Origin of the sequence: Candidimonas humi (assembly GCF_019166065.1) — a bacterium.
Taxonomy (GTDB): domain Bacteria; phylum Pseudomonadota; class Gammaproteobacteria; order Burkholderiales; family Burkholderiaceae_B; genus Candidimonas; species Candidimonas humi.
Genome location: NZ_JAHTBN010000007.1, coordinates 136,344 through 153,812 on the forward strand (window position 1 = coordinate 136,344; position 17,469 = coordinate 153,812).

General features: G+C 68.8%; 6 protein-coding genes. 2 read left to right on the plus strand and 4 right to left on the minus strand.

Translation table 11 applies throughout. The features are described 5' to 3' along the window. Positions 1-10: 10 nt before the first annotated feature. The 4 genes from KVP10_RS15885 to KVP10_RS15900 all read right to left on the minus strand — a co-directional run bounded on the left by KVP10_RS15885 (position 11) and on the right by KVP10_RS15900 (position 15,690). The gene (locus KVP10_RS15885) at positions 11-9,634 is read right to left on the minus strand and encodes a hybrid non-ribosomal peptide synthetase/type I polyketide synthase (RefSeq protein WP_217965595.1); all 9,624 of its coding nucleotides are present in this window, start codon (positions 9,632-9,634) and stop codon (positions 11-13) included. Continuing rightward, positions 9,631-11,772: an AMP-binding protein gene (locus tag KVP10_RS15890; RefSeq protein ID WP_217965596.1), complete on the minus strand. Its 2,142-nt coding sequence runs from the start codon at positions 11,770-11,772 to the stop codon at positions 9,631-9,633. Before KVP10_RS15890 ends, KVP10_RS15885 begins: the two co-directional genes overlap by 4 nt. A gap of 65 nt (positions 11,773-11,837) precedes the next feature. Next, positions 11,838-14,591, minus strand: coding sequence for an ATP-binding cassette domain-containing protein (locus tag KVP10_RS15895; RefSeq protein WP_217965597.1), 2,754 nt, complete (start codon positions 14,589-14,591; stop codon positions 11,838-11,840). A gap of 232 nt (positions 14,592-14,823) precedes the next feature. Further along, positions 14,824-15,690: a thioesterase II family protein gene (locus tag KVP10_RS15900; protein ID WP_343218755.1), complete on the minus strand. Its 867-nt coding sequence runs from the start codon at positions 15,688-15,690 to the stop codon at positions 14,824-14,826. A 148-nt stretch (positions 15,691-15,838) separates the two neighbouring features. Here KVP10_RS15900 and KVP10_RS15905 point away from each other — a divergent pair, with 148 nt between their 5' ends. Beyond that, positions 15,839-16,690, plus strand: a complete 852-nt coding sequence (locus tag KVP10_RS15905) for a phytanoyl-CoA dioxygenase family protein (RefSeq protein WP_217965599.1) — start codon at positions 15,839-15,841, stop codon at positions 16,688-16,690. A 377-nt stretch (positions 16,691-17,067) separates the two neighbouring features. Beyond that, entirely contained in the window at positions 17,068-17,394 is a 327-nt protein-coding gene (locus KVP10_RS15910; RefSeq protein WP_217965600.1) for an antibiotic biosynthesis monooxygenase family protein, read from the plus strand. Positions 17,395-17,469: the final 75 nt, after the last annotated feature.

Here is a 17,469-nt window from a genome sequence, read left to right on the forward strand (position 1 = left end):
GGCCATGGACTTAGTCCTCCAGCCCGACATCGCCGAGTTCTCCCATCAGCTGGTCCAGCTCGCCCTGGGAGAATTCCATGCCGGTGAAATCGGCGGGGGTATAGACCGCAGTGGCCGACGCGGCGCAGGCCGCCGTCAGGCGCATAAGCTCTTCCCGAATGCTTTCGAGCAGGCCGGCGACCGTGGCCTCGCCATGCCTTGCCGCATGGCGGCAAGACAGCCAGAGGCCCTCGTCGTCCTGCCAGCCGTCGAAGGCCAGCAAATGGCGCCGGGCGGCATCGGCGCCCCGCTCCCGGCCCGCCCCCAGGCGCAACAGCGCGAGATCGCCGCCGCCGAACTGCCCCAATTCGCCGACATAGTTGAAGGACACATCCGGGTCGACACGCAATTCTTCATGGCCGCCGTAGCGCAGCACGCCGTAGGACATGCCATGCCCGGGGATTTCGCGCAGGGTCTCTTTCAGGGCCGGCAGCCAGTCGTCGAGCCGGCTCGCATCCGCGTCCGGCAGGACTACCGGATAGCGGGTCGTGAACCACCCTACGGTACGCGACAAATCTATGGCAGCATCGAAAGGCTGGCGGCCATGGCCTTCCAGGTCCAGGGCCACGGCTTGCCCGGCCCAGGCGGCCAGCGCCAGCCCGACGGCGGCCAGCACCGCCTCGTGGGCGCGCAGGCCAAAGACCGATGCCATGCCCTCGAGAAACTGGACTGCCGGTTCCGCGGGCACGCACAAGCGCTGCTCGCGCACATCGCCTTCGCAGTTGGACTGTGTTGCGTCGTCGACGGGAATGACGGTGCAGCCGGCCGCGCGCCGGGCTATCCGCGACCAATAGGCCAGGTGCACCTCTTCGGCCTGCACTCGCTGCGACAGGGCCTGCGCCCACCACGACCATGAAGTGCCGGCGCCGCGCAGTGCGGCCGGGCCGCCCGCGAGCCCCGCCTCGAGGTCTTCGGCCAGGACAGCCCACGACACCACATCGGACACGGCGTGATGCACGGCCAGCACGATCTGCGCGCCGCGGCCCGCGCCCAGGTTCAGGGCGCCCGCCGCCAACACGCGGCCCGCGGCCAGGTCCAGGGCCCCCATCAGTTCGTCCGCGAGCCGGTCTTGCGCGGCGGGCAGTTCCGCGGCTTCCAGCGCCGAGGCATCCCGGACGCAGAGCGTCGGCGCGGAGGCCGCGCGCACCTGCTGGCAGGCTGTCGAGCCGACCAGATCGACAGCCGTGCGCAAGGCATCGTGGCGCTCGATCATGGCATCGAGCACGGCCCGCAGGGCCGGGGCTTCAATGGTGGAAGGCGCCTGGAACACCGCGCTGAGGCACCAGCGGTTGCGGTCCGGCATGGCGGTTTCGCGCAGCCAATGCTGGATCGGGGTAAGAGGCACGGGGCCGGCCAGCGGCTCTGCGCCCGCGACCCCCGCCGCCGACACTGCCAGGGCTGCCAGCCCGCGAGGCGTGGGCGCCTGGAACACTTGAGTAGGCGTCAAGGCCAGGCCGACGGCGCGCGCGCGGCCGACGATCTGGATGGCCATGATGGAATCGCCGCCCAGGGCGAAGAAATCATCGTCGGGGCCGATCTCGTCGCGCTGCAATACGGCGCGCCAGATTTCCAGGAGCGCAGCGACTCTTGGATCGGCTGCGCCCGCGGGCGCAGCCTGCGGGACGCTCTCGAGCGGTGCGCCGCCGCTGCCGGACGCCGCCGCGGCAGCGGAAACCGCCAGGCCCGGCGCTGCCGCCAGGAGCGCCTGGCGATCGATCTTGCCATTGGGAGTCAATGGCATGGCCTCGCGCACCATGATGCGCGCCGGCACCATGGCCGCGGGCACCTGCCGCGCCAGCCAGGCCAGCGCCGCGCCAGCCTCGGCCTCGCCGGCCACTACCGCCAGCAACGCAGGCTCGCGCCCTTCGTGATGTTCTACCAAGACCACCGCGTCGCGGACCCCGGGGCAGGCGCGCAACAGCTCGGCCAGCCCCGCCGGCTCGATGCGATGGCCGCGGATCTTGACCATGTCGTCGCCGCGGCCGAGGAACAAGATGGCGCCGTCGGGACGGCGCCGCGCCAGGTCGCCGGTACGGTAGCGGCGCAGGCCGTGTTCATCGCTGCCGAAGCGTTCCGCGCCCGCGGCTTCCGGACGCGTGTAGCCGCTAGCCACCGCCGGGCCGGAAATGACGATCTCGCCCTCGGCGCCATCGGCCACCGGCATACCGTCCGCGCCGATCAAGGCCACCGCATAGCCGTCCAGCGGCTGGCCTATCGGCACGGCATGCTCGCCGTCGGCGCGCAGCGCAGCCGCGGCTTCGGTCATGCAGGCGCCCACCGTGGTTTCCGTGGGACCGTAGTGGTTGAAGACTCTACACGCGGCGCCCAGGCCATGGATGCGCTCGACCAGCTTCCAGCTAAGCACGTCGCCGCCGAGTATCAGCGCCTTGCGCGGCAGCAGCGCCGCGGCCCCGGGGGCGTCGAGCAGCGCGGCCAGATGCGCCGGCACGATCTTCATGACGTCCACCGGCATGCGCGCCATCCATTGCTGCAGGGCGGCCGGATCGCGCGCGGTCTCGGCGTCCACCGCGTGCAGCGCGCCGCCGCTCCATAGGGCGGCGAGCACCGAGGTGTAGCCCAGGTCGGCGGCAAAAGACGACACGATCGCGCAGGACAAGGGGCCTTGCAGGCCCAGGCGGCCCAGCATGGCCTGCACATAGGCGGCCACCGCGCCTTGCGGCACAATCACGCCCTTGGGGCGTCCGGTGGAGCCCGACGTGTACAGCACATAGGCAGTGTCGGCCGCTGCGGCGGCTGGCGGGAGCATGGTCGGCAATTCCGACGCGGAAGCCTCCGATGCGCGTTCCCAGGCGACGGCAGGCACGGACGGCAAGGGCGACCCGGTGCCCGCTTCCACGACGATCGCCTTGGCGCCGCTGTCTTCCAGCACATAAGCGTGATGGCTGTCGGGATGGTCTTCGTCCAGCGGCACGAAGGCCGCGCCCAGGCGCATCGCGGCCAATATCGCCACCACCGGACCCAGGCTGCGCGGCAGCCGGAAAGCCACCCGGTCGCCCGCGCCTACACCCGCCTGCGCAAGCCGCACAGCCAGTGCTAGGGCCATGGCGTCGAGCCCGGCATAGTCGACGATGCCTTGGGCATCGCGCACCGCGGCCGCGGCCGGCGTTTGCGCGGCATGGCGTGCGACGCGCTGCGCCAAGGTCTCCACGCCCGCCCCGATGCCTGCGCCCTCCGGTGCCGCTGCGCCGGCATCGGCGGCGGTACGAGCAAGAGGACTGGAAGACGCCGCAGCGGCAACGAAACCAGAGGCGGCAGTCCCGGCGGCGCGCATGCCGGCCCCGCCGCCGGGCCCCGATTGCGGCGGCGCCGCCAGCGCCTCGAGTATGCCCGCATACAAATCCAGCCATTGTTCGACGCGCGCGGCGTCGAACAGGTCGCGGTTGTAATGGGCTTCGACGCACAGGCCGTCGGCGTCCGCGGTCATGTTCCAGTTCAGGTCCCAGCGCACCGCACCGTGCGCATTGGCGTCGACCGATACATCGAGCCCGGCGAAACGCGGCGGCGCGTCCATCCGGTCCAGATTGAAAGACACCGAGGCCAGCGGCGGACGCGACGGATCGCGGCGCAGGTTCAGGTCTTTCAGCAGGCGGGCATAAGGATAGTCGCGATGCGCCATGCCTTGCGCCACGCCGCGCTGCGCGGCGGCGAGCAGCGCGTCATCGGCCACGTCTGCGCCGGCGGCGATGCGCAGCGGCAACACGCCCACGCAATAGCCCAGCAGCGCGGACGCGCCCAGCTCGGCCTGGCCAGCGGAAAAAATGGCGACCGCGAGATCGTCCTGGCCGGACAAGCGGGCCAGCATGCGTCCGTATGCCGCCAGGCAGACGGCGAACAGCGAACCGCCGGCTCGGCGCCCATAGGATTCCAGCGCCTGCTTCAATTGCACGGGCAGGCGCCGCACTACTCGTGCCCCGGCATAACCCTGCAGGGCCGGACGCGGCCGGTCGGCCGGCAGCTCCAGCGCAGGGGGCACCGTCGAATACACGGAACGCCAATACGCCGCCACCTCGGGCAGCCCGGCGCGAGCGCGGGTGTGTTCGGCATAGCGGCGATAAGGAACGGGTTCGGACAGTTCCGCGGCCCGGCCCTCGCGCGCGGCGCTATAGATCTCGGCGAGTTCCAGCGCCATGGCCTGCATCGACCAGCCGTCGGTGATCAAGTGCGGCATGGCCAGCACCAGGCGATACCGGTCGGCGGCCAGGCGCAGCAGCCAGGCCGCGACCAGGGGCCCGCGCTCCAGGTCGAAAGGCGCGAGCACGGCCTGGCTTATCCAAGCCCGCAACGCCGCTTCGTCGGCATTCTGGCGATCGAGCACCAGCACGCGGGGCGGCAGTTCGCGGTGCACGACCAGCTCGGCGCCGTCCTCGGGGAAGGTGCTGCGCAGGGCCTCGTGGCGCCGCACGACCTCGCACAAGGCGGCATCGAGCGCGGCCGTGTCGAGCTCTCCCTGGAAATCGAGCACCAGGGATTGGTTGTAGGCCGCCGACGTTTGCGGACTGAAGGCCGCCAGCAGGCGCAGCGCCTGCTGGCCGGCGGTGGTAGGCAGTATCTCTTCATCTGCGTGGGCCGAGGCAGATGCCAGGCCATGCGCGGCGGCGGTAGCCGCCGGAGCATCGATCGACGCGCCGGCCGCAGGCATGCGGGCGGCGGCAGCGGCCGTCATGGCCACGGACGCGGCTGCCGCTGCGGATGCGCTGGCGGCGGCCGAGGCGCGGGCCGGAGCCGGCGCCCCGCCCAGCATTCCCGCGGCGCGCATGTCGCGCACCGAGTCGCGCACGGCCCCTTCGATCAGGTCGAGATCGGCATCGCTGTGCGCGGTCGACAGGAAGCAGGTGCGGCCTTCCCAGACGTACACGCCATGCTGGATCATCTGGTTGTAGAACAGGTCGCTCGCACCGATGAAGCGAAACAGCGAGGCGAAGTGATGCACCGAGATGCCGGCCTGCTCTTGCGCCAGCACGGCGTTCAGGCGCGCCGCGAAATCCGCCGTGCGCCGGTTCAGCGTTTCCTGCAGTTCCGGCCCGGCGGCCTCGAGGTGCTCGAGCACGGAACGCGCGGCCGCCATGGCCAGCGGATTCTTGTTGAAGGTGCCGGCAAAGAAAGTGCGCGCGTCCCGCGGCGCGCCCGGGCCGTCCAGCGGCCAGGCGCCGCCGTCCAGCGCATCCAGGTAGCGGGCCTGGCCCGCCACCACGCCTATGGGCAGGCCGCCGCCGACGATCTTGCCGTAGGTGACCAGGTCGGCGCGCACGCCGGCCCAGGCCTGGGCGCCGCCCAAGCCCACGCGGAAACCTAATAGCACTTCGTCGAAAATCAGCGGTACGCCGAGGGCCTGGGTGATGGCGCGCAGGCGCTGCAGGAATTCGCGCGGCTGGCGATCGGGCCGCCGGCCCTGCACGGGCTCGACGATTACCGCGGCGAGGCTTGGAGCTTCGCGGGCAACGATTTCCAGCGAACCCTGTTCGTCGCCGTAGTCCAGCAGCAGCACATCACCCACCATGGCCGGCGGCGTGCCGCCGGCCAGCGGCACTGAAGCGCCGCCCGGCCCCACCTGGGCCAGGGTGCCGTCGAAATGGCCATGATACGAGCCCTGGAACATGGCGATGCGCTGGCGCCCCGTGGCGTGGCGGGCCAGGCGCAGCGCGGACATCACGGCTTCCGTGCCGCTGTTGCAGAATGCCGCGCGCTCGTTGCCGGTGAGCCGGCAGATGCGCTGCGCGACTTCCCCCGCCAGATGCGCCTGCGGGCCTATGAACATGCCGCGTTCGGCGATATGCCGGGCGATGGCCTCGGTGATGAATTCCGGACTGTGGCCGAACAACTGCACGCCGAAACCCATCGCGATGTCGACATAATGGTTGCCGTCGATGTCGGTGAGATGGCTGCCCGAGGCTTGCGCACCCACGATGGGATAGAGCATGCCCTTGGTTTCGGGCCTGAAGCCCGCCACCGCGCGGCTGTCGGCCAGATAAGGGCCGAACTCCAGCCGCTGGCCGCGCGAACCGCGGCTGCGCTGTATATAGGCGCGAGAAAATGAATCCAGCCCCGCCAGGGCCTGCGGCGACATGGCAGGCGCGGCAGGCCTTGCGGAAGCGTGCGCGGCCTGCGCAGCGGCAGCGATGGAGGCTGCGACAGATGCTGCGGGCGCCGCAGCAGCCTGCGGCACGGTAGCCACAACAGCGGACGCGCCCGCAATGCCAGCCTGCGGCATCGTGCCGGCCCCGCCGGCGACGGCGGCGGACAAAGGCGCGGCTGCAGCCGTGAAAGCCGGGGCTGCAGCCTGCGTAACGCCAGCCCCGGACGGCGCAGCGGCGCTCGACGCGGAACCCGCGGCCTGCGCGCCGGCTTCCAGCACATGCTCGGTCAGGCGCAAGGGCGTTGCCAGCGTCTCGAACAAGGCGCGGCGGGGAATGACGATGGACCAGCGGCGTTCGAGCGCGGCCACTGCCTCGGTCAAGGCCAGGGAATCCACGCCGAGTTCGAGGAAGCTGCGATCCGACTGCGCATCGGCCGCTGACAACTGCAGCGAACGGGCCAGCATCGCGGCGATCTGCTCTCGCGGATCCACATCGATCCGGGCCTGGGCCGCGTTCTGCCCCGCGGCTTGCGCCTGCATACCGCGCGCAGCCTGCGCGCCTGCCGAGAAGCCCCCGGCCAAGCCTGCCTGGGCAAGGCTTTGCACGGCATCTGCAGCGACACCCGAGCCCGCGACCTGCGCAAACGCGCCGACACCGCTGCCGGCCGGGGCCTGCAGCCAATGACGCCGGTCGGCAAAAGGATAGCCCGGCACATCGATGCGCCGGGCGGGACCGAACACCGCGTCCCAGCGCAAGGGCACGCCGGCCACGAAGAGCTGGGCCAGCAAGGTGCCCAGCGTGCGGCGCGCCGGCTGGTTGCGCCGCAAGGTGGAGAAAAATACCGCACCGCGCCCCTCGAATCCGGGGCAGCGGCTGGCCGTTCCCGTCAGTGCGGGCGAGGCCCCGATCTCTATCAGCACCGTCGCGCCCGTGTCGGCCACGGCGGCCATACCTTGCGCGAAGCGCACCGGTTCCCGGATGTGGCGCACCCAGTAGTCGGCGGTGGCGAACGCCGCCTGCGCAGTGCCCGTCAGATTGGAGACGACCACCCGGGCGGGCGCCGCCAGCGGCACGCCTTCCAGCGCGGCGGCGAAGGCGCCCAGCGCCGGTTCCATCAAGCGCGAATGAAAGGCCTGCGTGGTGCGCAGGCGCTGGGTGCCTATGCCCAGCCCGTCCAGCACCTCGCAAGCCGCTTCGATCGCCGCAGCCGGGCCGGACACCACGCATTCATCGGGCGCGTTCACGGCGGCCAGGTCTATGCCTTCGCGCAAATCCGCCGGCAATTGGTCCAGCGCCTGCAGCCCCGCGAACACCGCGGCCATGGCGCCGCCTGCGGCGGCCGTAGCCATGACCCGGCCGCGCTCGACCACCAGGCGCAAGGCGTCGTCCAGGCCGAACACCCCGGAGCGGCAGGCCGCCACCCATTCCCCCAGGCTATGGCCTATGGACACGTCGGGCTCGACGCCCCAGGCGGCCAGGCGTTCGGCCAGCGCATATTCCAGGGCGAACAGCGCGGGCTGCGCCAGGCGCGTGTCGGCAAGATCTTCGGCCGGGCCCTCGAAAAACATTGCAGCGGCCAGCGACCGGCCTATCAGCGGATCCACGACTTGCGCACAGCGGTCTATGGCCGCGCGGAATATGGCATCTTCTTCATAGAGATCGCGGCCCATGCCCAACCACTGGCTGCCCTGCCCGGTATACAGGAAGGCAATGCGCGGCGCCGTCTTGGCGGCGTTGCCGCGGGCGCCGCCAGCCGGCGCACCCCCGGCGGCGATTTCACCCAATGCCGCCACCATGGCCGGCACGTCCGCAGCGACGGCGGCTGCGCGCACGGCATGATGGCTGCGGCCCATCGCCATGCTGGCCGCCGCCAGGCGCAGGTCTGCGCCGCTTTCTTCGAGCCACGCGGCAAGCGTGGCGGCCAGGCGTTCCAGTCCCTGCTCGTCGGGCGCAGCCAGGGGCAGCACCACCGGGCCGCACACAGGCGGAGATTCCGGCGCGCGGTCGGTGGCCGCGCGCGACACTTCGGAGCCAGACGCATCCGCCACTCCGGCGCCTGCTGCGGCCGCGGCATGGGTGCCGCCCGGAACATGAGCGCAAGCTTCGCCCAGTGCCGGTGCCGATGCCGATGCCGATGCCGATGCCGCTTCCAGTATGAGGTGGGCATTGGTGCCGCTGAAACCGAAGCTGCTGACCCCGGCGCGGCGCGGGCCCGCAGCGGGCCAGTCCTGCTCCCGGTCTATGACGCGCAGCGGCAGGCGGTCCCAGGCGATGCGCGGATTGGGGCTGGACTGATGCAGCGTCGGCGCCAAAGTGGCGGATTCCAGCGACAGCACCAGCTTGATCAGGCCGGCAATGCCGGCGGCGGCCTCGAGGTGGCCGATATTGGTCTTGACCGCACCCAGCAGCAGCGGCTCGCGGCGCCCGGCGCCATAGGATTCGGCCAGGGCCTGGACCTCGATGGGATCGCCCAGCGGCGTGCCGGTGCCGTGGCATTCGACCACTTGGACTTCTTCGGGCTGTAAGCCGGCGTCGGCCAGGGCCGAGCGCACCAGCGCCACCTGCGCGGAAGCATTGGGCGCGGTCAGGGAACTGGCGCGGCCGTCGTGATTGACGGCCCCGCCGCGCACGATGGCGCGGATGCGGTCGCCGTCGCGCTGCGCATCGGCCAGGCGCTTGAGCACCACGAAGCCAGCGCCCTCGCCGCGGACATAGCCGTCGGCGGACGCATCGAAGGTGTGGCAGGCATGGCTGGGACTGAGCATGCCGGCGGCGGCGAAGCCGCGGGTGAGCTCGTCGCCGACCAGCAGGTTCACGCCGCCGGCGATCGCCATGTCGCACTCGCCCAGGCGCAGGCTGCGGCAGGCCGCATGCACCGCCACCAGCGACGAAGAGCAGGCGGTGTCCAGGGACAGCGCCGGCCCGGTAATGTCCAGCAGATGGGCCAAGCGCCCTGCTGCTGCGCTGGCCGCGTTGCCGGTGGTGGCCAGCGGCGTGAAACCCGGCCCCGCACCATGGAAGCGCGCCTCGTAGTCGTGCGTGCTGATGCCCAGGAATACGCCGGTGGCGCGCGGGCGGCGCTGCGGGTCGGCGGCCCCGGCGTCTTCCAGCGCGTGCCAGGCGACTTCCAGCATCAGGCGATGCTGCGGATCCATGTGCGCCGCTTCGCTGTCGCGCATGCCGAAAAAGGCGGCGTCGTAGCGGTCGATGTCTTCGATATAGCCGCCGGGCGGCAGCGCGGCCCCTTCCGGGCGTCCGGGCGGCACGGGCCCGACGGCATTGCGTCCCTCGGACAGCAGGCGGCGGAACGCCGCGGCGTCGGACGCGCCGGGAAAGCGGCAGGCCAGCCCGACGATGGCGATCTGCGATGCTTGTTCCGGCTGCTGCGCCGCGCGCAGATCGTCGATGCGTTGCTGCAAGCCCGTTACCAGCCGGGCGAGTTGGTCGGCATCGAGGCGGGCCAGCCGCTCGCGCAGCGCGGCAGAAGCGTGCTGCGTCATGCGTCGCCCCGCTCGATGGAACTGAGCAAATCGTCGAGATCGCTGCCCGCGGCGGACGGCACGGGTACCGACGGCGCCGCCTTTGGCATGGCTGCCGCGCTGCCCACGACGCCATTGCCCGCGACATACGCAGCCAGGCGCGCTATGGTCGGATGATCGTAGGCAATCGTTTCGGGCAGTTCCGCACCCACATGTTCGCCCAGGGCAAGGGCCAGTTCGGTGGAACCGATGGAATCCAGCCCCATTTCGGCAAAGCCATGGCCCGCTTCTATGGCCTGGGCGGGCAGGTTCAGGCGCCGCGCCAGCCAGCCGCTAAGCCATACGGCCAGCGCCGTAGCCTCGGCCGGCGCGCGGCCTGCCGGCGTCGAACCGGCCGGTGCGGCTTCGGCGCCCTGCGGGCGCGACCATTGCGCGATCACCGGCAGGCTGCCGTCCAGGTAGGCGCGGCGGTTGGCCAGGCGCTGGATCTTGCCGCTGGAAGTGCGCAATACCGATCCCGGGGGCACCAGCACCACATGCGCCAGGGGCAGTTCGAGGTTCTGCCACACCGCCTCGACGACGGCGTGGAATATCGGTTCGGGCGCATCGCCGCGGTGCGAGCGCTCGAGCTCTTGCACCAGCACGACTTGCTCGCGGCCGCCGGGCTGCCCCGAGCCGTCTATGGAAAAGGCCGCGCCGTTGTCGCGGCGCAGCGATTCGTGGGCGTTCTGGGCCGTGCGCTCGATGTCGTGCGGATAGAAATTGGCGCCGCCCAGGATGATGAGGTCCTTGATGCGGCCGGTGACGAAAATCTCGCCGTCCACCAGCGCGCCCAGGTCGCCGGTGCGCAGGAACGGGCCTGACTCGGGTTCGCCGGCGACAACCGCCCCGAAGGTGTCGGCGGTTTCCTGGGGCCGGCGCCAATAGCCGCCGGCGATGGTCGGGCCGCCTACCCAGATTTCGCCCACCTCGGCGGGCGCGCAACGCCTGCCGGTCTCGGGATCGACGATCGCCAGGGGCACGTCGGGCAGTGCCTTGCCGCTGCCGGGCATGATGCGCCCGCCCGGCGCGCCGGCTTCCAGCACCCGGACGTTGCCGGCGGCCAGTGCATCGACATCGAAGCAGCTCAGCACCGGCGGTTCGCCGACCGGGTTGGCCGTGACCGCCAGCGTGCTTTCGGCCAGGCCGTAGGCCGGGCAGAAGGCCTCGCGGCGGAATCCGTGCGGCGCAAAGGCCGCGCAGAACTGGTCCATGACGGCCGGGTTGATGGGCTCGGCCGCGTTCATGGTCATGAGCACGCTGCTCAGGTCCAGCCCGGCCCGGTCTTCGGGCGCGATGCGGCGCACGCACAGATCGTAGGCGAAGCTGGGCGCGGCCGAATGCGTGCCGCGATAGCGCGTCAGGGCCGAGAGCCACAGCAGCGGCTTCTGCAAAAAGGCATTGGGCGCCATCTGCACCGAGGCGCAGCCCGAATACAGCGGCTGCAGCAGGCCGAAAATCAGGCCCAGGTCATGGAAGGCGGGCAGCCAGCTCACCATGGCGGAATCGGGCCCCAAGGCCCATACCGCCTGCATGCGGGCCAGGTCTTCGATGAGGTTGCCGTGGCCGACCCGCACGCCCTTGGGCAGCGCCGTCGAGCCCGAGGTGTATTGCAGGAAGGCAACGTCGTCGGGGGCAATGGCCGCCGGCGCCAGCGATGGTTCGTCGGCGAGATCGTCCACCGGCACCCAGTCCAGTGCTCCGAGCTGCTCGCTGGCCTGGCGCCATTCTGCGATCGACCCCATGAGGTCGGCGCTGGTGAGCGCTATCCGGGCCCCGGAATCCGACGCCACGGCGACCAGGCGCTCGATCAGGCGATTGCGGCGCGGAGGATTGATGGGGGTGGCCAGCCGGCCGCTCCACAGGCATCCCATGAAAGCCGCGAGAAATTCCGGGCCGGCCTGGAAGACCAGCAGCACGGGTTCGCCCGGGCGGGTATCGCGCAACAAGCGCGCGGCGATGGCGCGCGCACGGGCGGCCAGTTCGGGAGCGCGCCAACGGCAAAGCTCGCCGCCCTGGCTGTCGAGAAAGGCGAAAGACCAGCGATCGCCGGGTGTGCTCGCGCGTTGTTCGAGTATGTGCGGGAGGAAGTGGGAAGCCCGGGGACGGCTGTCTTGCATCGGAGACGCTCCTTACTTATCTATTGTTCGCGCACGCTGCGCGCGCCTTGCGGTATGTCCATCCATCAAGCCGACGATTCCGCGGAACTTGCCGCGGGCCGAGCCGCGCTGCCGCGCTGCCGGCTGGCCATGCGCCGCCCTATCAGTTCTTCGAGCTTGGCGTCGAGCCGCCGGTCCAGCGTGGCGACGATTTCTTTCTCGAGTTCGGACTGCTCGTCGGCCGTGCGGTGCAGGTCGGCCACATGGCGCAAGTCCTGGCGGCTGAGCGACAGCAGCAGGCAGGGCAGGCGCGTGCGGCAAGTGGTGGGATTCGGAATCCCCTCGAGCAGCGCGAATTCGCCGAAGAAGTCTCCGACCTCGAGGATTTCCATGATGAGCGCGCTGCCGTCGCCCAGCAGCACCGAGCTTTCGACCATGCCGCGGGCGATGATGTAGAAGCGCCCGGTCGTGGTGCCCTCGAGGGTGAGCACGGTATCGGCGGGCACTTCCTCGACGCGCAGCATGTGGCGGATGCTTTCCAGGTCGTCCTGGGGCACCGAGGCGAACAAGGGTATCTTGCGCAGGCGCTCGATGCTGATTTCGACGTCCTGGCCCGAACTGCCGATGGAAATATCGGCCTGCTTTTCCCACATGCCGGCGTATACGCCGCGCAGCGCCAGGAGTTCGTCGTGAGTGCCCTGCTCGACCAGCTTGCCATCGCGGAACACGCAGATCATGTCCATGTCGGGGCAGGAATTGAGCCGGTGCGTCACCGAGAACATCATGCGCTTGGCGCTGATCTTGGCCAGCGTCTCGTTGATGGCCGCCTCGGCCTCGGCGTCCAGCGCCGAAGTGGCCTCGTCGAGCAGCAGGATCTGCGGGTCGTGCAGCAGCGCGCGGGCGATGACGATGCGCTGGCGCTGGCCGCCCGACAGCAGCTTGCCGCCCTCGCCGACATTGGTGTCGTAGCCATTGGGCAAGGTGGTGATGAAGTCGTGGATCTCGGCATCGCGCGCAGCCTGCTCGATCTGCTCGTCCGTTGCGCCCATATGGCCGATCCCGATGTTGTAGCGGATCGATCCCTCGAACAGTGTGGTGTCCTGATTGACCACCGCGATGAATGAACGCAGCGTCTGGTTGTCGATCTTGCGTATGTCGATGTCGTTGAGCAGCACCTGGCCGCTCAGCGCATCGTAGCTGCGCGACAGCAGATTGATGACTGTGCTCTTGCCCGAGCCCGACGGCCCCACCAGAGCCACCCGGCGCGGCACCGGGGTTTGGAGCGTGACATTGTCCAGGTTGAGCCTTTCGCCGGTATAGCTGAAGGTGACGTCCTGCAGCGCCACCCGGGATAGCGGCAGGCTCGGCACCGCATTCTGCTGCGCATCGGGCACATCGGCCGGACGCGCCAGCAGCGATTCGATGCGCTGCCAGCTGCCCACCGCCTGGATGGCCGCCGGCAGCAGCGACGCAATGCCGCCGGCCGCGCCGCCTATGGCCAGCAGCAAGCCGATGTAGGCCACCACCACGCCGCCGGAGACGGTGCCGGTCAGCGACAGGCCGGCCCCCAGGCCGATGATGCCCAGTTGCGCCGCGCTGATGCAGAACACCGTGGCGCGGCTGGTGAGCTCGCCCATCAGGTACTGGCGATAGCTGGATTTATAGATCGTGTCGGCGTACTCGTTGAACATGCCGCGGCGGTGTTCGCCGATGTCCAGCGTACGGATCACCGGCAGCAACTGGGCGGTTTCCTTGATGAAGCCGGCCAGCTTGCCGTCTTCGACCTTGCGCTCGTAGGCCGCCTTGACCGCGTAGCGGGCGACCTGGCGCGGCGCCCAGAAGGCAATGGCCAGCAGCAGCACAGTGGCCAGCGCCATGCGCCAGTCCAGGTCCACGGCCGTGACAAGCGAGCCGATCATCAGGAAAACCTTGCCGACGATGCCGGCCACGGAACGCACGACGGCATTCTCGACGATGAAGATGTCGGTCGAGAAAATGGACACGATGTCGCCGCCCTTGAAGCGGTTCAGCGTGCGCGAAGACAGCAGCAGCAGCTTGTCGAATACCCGGCGCCGCACGTCGTTCAGGGCCCGGGGCCCGAGTGTCGAAACGCTGAAGTCGATGGCCAGGCCGGCCGAGGCTGTGACCAGGAAACCGCCGATCAAGAGAGCCAGGGTGCGCCATATGACGCCGGCATTGTGCGGCGTGATGCCTTCGTCGAACAGTTGATGCAGCCACAGCGGCATGAAAGCGGCGTACAGGGTCTGGATCAGGATGCCCACCACCAGCATGCCGCAGAAGAAACGGTAAGGCTTCAGCAGCCCCGCCGTCCAGCGCATGAAAGGCAGGACGCCGCGCATCGGCGGCTCATGCGACAGAGTTTCGCTCCATTGCAGTTCGACCATCGCCAGGGACTTGCCCGTCACCTTGCCGCAGACCTCGCTCATGGACACGCCGGGCTGCATCGCGCGGGCGAATTCCTGCAAGACTGCAGCGCCGTAGGCATCGTGCAGGAAACGCACGAAAGCCCCGGCCCGTGCCGCATCGCGCGGCTGCGGGGCATTTGCCGCCAGGCGCTGCGCCAGCCCGGAAAGATCGTTGACGTCATCCATCCCCAACGAGAAATTCTTGGCGTCGGGATCGTCACTGGCCAGGTAAAACACGCCGACGCCGATCAGGCCCAGCGCCGGCTGCGGGCAATCGAGGCGCTCGGACAGCAGGCGCTCGACCAAGGCGAGCCCCGCCGCTTTGCCGGGATGCGCGCGGACGTCGGCCAACGCGGCCTTCGCCAGGCTCGGGGAGCCCGCTGCGGCTTCGATGCCGAGCAGCTCGGAGGCCACCCGCTCGATGCGCTGTAGCCGCCGGAGCGGAGAATTCGGCCGCCCCCGCAAGAGATCATGCACTTGCTGTATCACATCGAACCTCGCTGGTGAGGATTAAACGGAGTCGAACTCGAAAAGAGAACAAGGCGTGCAACCGCAGACAGCGCCAGTCGTGCGGCAAAGCGAGGCAACGCGGTTATCTTTTCGAGTGCGGCTCCGTATTTGTTGGTTATGTTGAAATCGCCGACGCTCAGGCATGCGCCGCGAGCGTAGACTCGCAGCCATACCCTGCCGACTGAAGAAGAACGCGGGCCGTCGCGCCTGGCTGCGTGGCCCAAGGAAAATGGCCCGCCGCCAATTGCAGTACACGGAACGGCCCGGAAGTGACCTGCGCCCATGCGGCCAATTCGTCGCTTGAAACCGAGGAATCCTGCGTCAAGTGCAGGGCATCCACGGGGATGGACAAACGGTCCGCATGCGGATGGCGATAGGTGTCGCAGGACTCGAGGTCGGCGCGTAGCGCCTCTTCGGCGAGATCGAGCCATTCGAGGCCGTCGCCCGGCATGCTGCCGTAGCGGGCTTCGAGCTCGGCACGCAGCCTGGCCAGGGGCAGCCGATGCAAGGGAGCTTCGGTGCCTGCCAGGCGCGGCGAACGAAACCCCGAGACGACCAGGCGCTCTATGGCCGCCCCGGCACTTATCAGGCGCCTGGCGGTTTCGTAGGCAAGCAGCGCACCGTAGCTGTTGCCCACCAGGATCAGGCGCGTCTCGGCCGGCACGCCCAGCGCGAACCAGGAGACCGCCGCAGCATCGGCCGCGAGCGTGCAGCGCCGCGGCGGCACCCCGCCGTCAAGGCCGCCGCCGCGCGGCAGGGCCAGCACCGCGGCGCCGACCCTGTCGGGCAGCTCTGCCATCAGCCGGACGATAGACAATGGCGATCCGCCCGCATGCGGGAAAAAGACGAACGTCGGCTGTCCGGGCTCCGCAAGGCGCAGACTCAACATCCACGAGGAGCTCGAAATACCGGGATCACACAAAGGGGCGCCTATGGCTGAAGACATGTCATGAGGGCTGAACAAACAGGTTATATTATTAACATGTTGTATCAATTCGGACATATCTTAGCAGTTGGCGTAGCATTTTTGTATTTCTATTTAGAATCGCCGGCGCCCGACGCGTAGCGTGTCCGGCGCCTACCGCCCGGCCCACAAAGGCGGCCGATATTCCGCCGGCTCGGCCGGCGCATCAAAGACCCGAGGACCGGAAATGGAAGATTTCATCGAACGTTTCGAGGCCGACGGCGCCATATGCCTGCGCGCCGCCATCGATCCCGAGCAGCTCGAATTGCTGCGCTGCGGAATCGAACGCAATATCTCCAGCCCCAGCCCCTTCTTCCGCAACCTGGGCGGCGAAACCGGCGGCTTTCTGTCCGACATGTGGTCGCGCCGATATATTCCCGAATTCCAGCGTTTCTGCACGGAATCGCCGGCGGCCGCGATTGCCGCACGGGCCATGCGCGCCGACAGCGTGCGGCTGGCGCAGGACACCTGGTTCATGAAACGCCCCGGCAGCGGCGAACGCACGCCCTGGCACCACGACACCGTGGTGGACGGCCCCTTCTGCTCGTTGTGGGTAGCTCTGGACCCCACGCCGCGCGCCGCGACGCTGGAATTCGTGCGCGGCTCGCACGCCTGGGGCAAGGCCCTGATGCCCAAGTCCTTCTTCGAGGCGCCCACGGCCGACACGCCCGCGGTCGACCGTTTCTACGCTGAATTCCACGGCGACCAATCGCGCCCCGACGCCGAGGAATTCGGCGAAATCCCCGACATCGAGGCCGACCGCGACGCCTACGACATCATAGGCTGGGACATGGAACCCGGCGACTGCGTGCTGTTCGACGCGCGCACCATCCACGGAGCCCCCGGCAACAGCTTCGGGCATTGCATGCGCCGTTTCGTCACGCGCTGGGTCACCGACGCCTCGGTGGTCGCCCGCCACGGGCAGGAAATGATCGATGCGCTGGCCGGCGCCGGGCTGGACATCAGCCTGCGCATAGGCGGCCCCATCCGCGGCGACATGTTTCCCGAATTCCGGCCCGTTCCCGCCAGCGTGGCCTGAGCCGGGGCGCCACGGCGCGATGCCTCTAGTTGCGCGCACGGGCGTCCGGCGCCAAGCCAGCCGGACACCGGGCAGCCTTACGATTGCCCGCGAGCCCGCAAAAGCCTGGCAAGACGGCTTTCCCCGAGCGGATGTCTATATCTCGCGTATAGACATTAAATCTACATATAAAAAAGCTAGCCTGTTGCATAAGATACAGTTTTTCTCATAGCTGTAACTATCATGTATGGAATATGTCTAATATTGACAGTATTTACAACCCCAGCATAAACTGCGCGTGTGACGGAGGCCGCGCACGAGACAAGCGATAAACGAAATGCTCCTCACCTGTTAGTTCCGCAGATTCACCACTTCCCCCACATAAAAAGGAATTCATTATGGCCGATATGTTCTTGACCATCACCCGTGCCAACATCAAGGCAGGCAGCGAAAAAGACGCCCGTGCGCTGCTCGAAAAATCCTTGCTGCCCAACGACGGCTCCAAGCCCAGCGACCACGTCCCCGGGCTCATCGGCTTCGGCCTGATGCGCTCCAAGAAAGATCCCTCCATGTTCGGCCTGGCCACCGTCTGGAAAGACGAAGCCTCGTTCGACGCCCTCTCGAAGAACCCCAACGCCAAGACCGGCGGCCACTGGGTCGAGAAGTTCATGAAGTTCACCAGCGGCGACGTCAAGGGCGAAGGCTTCTACATCGAAAGCCTGTAATTCCCTGCATGGCTGTACCCGCGCATGCCCGCATTCTCGCGCGCATGCGCGGCGAAACCGTGTATCTATTTAGTA

Bases quoted from the DNA above. Each gene is read 5' to 3' on its own strand.
- KVP10_RS15910 (WP_217965600.1), top strand. From the start codon at position 17,068: ATGGCCGATATGTTCTTGACCATCACCCGTGCCAACATCAAGGCAGGC.
- KVP10_RS15890 (WP_217965596.1), bottom strand. From the start codon at position 11,772: ATGCAAGACAGCCGTCCCCGGGCTTCCCACTTCCTCCCGCACATACTC.
- KVP10_RS15900 (WP_343218755.1), bottom strand. From the start codon at position 15,690: ATGTCCGAATTGATACAACATGTTAATAATATAACCTGTTTGTTCAGC.
- KVP10_RS15885 (WP_217965595.1), bottom strand. From the start codon at position 9,634: ATGACGCAGCACGCTTCTGCCGCGCTGCGCGAGCGGCTGGCCCGCCTC.
- KVP10_RS15905 (WP_217965599.1), top strand. From the start codon at position 15,839: ATGGAAGATTTCATCGAACGTTTCGAGGCCGACGGCGCCATATGCCTG.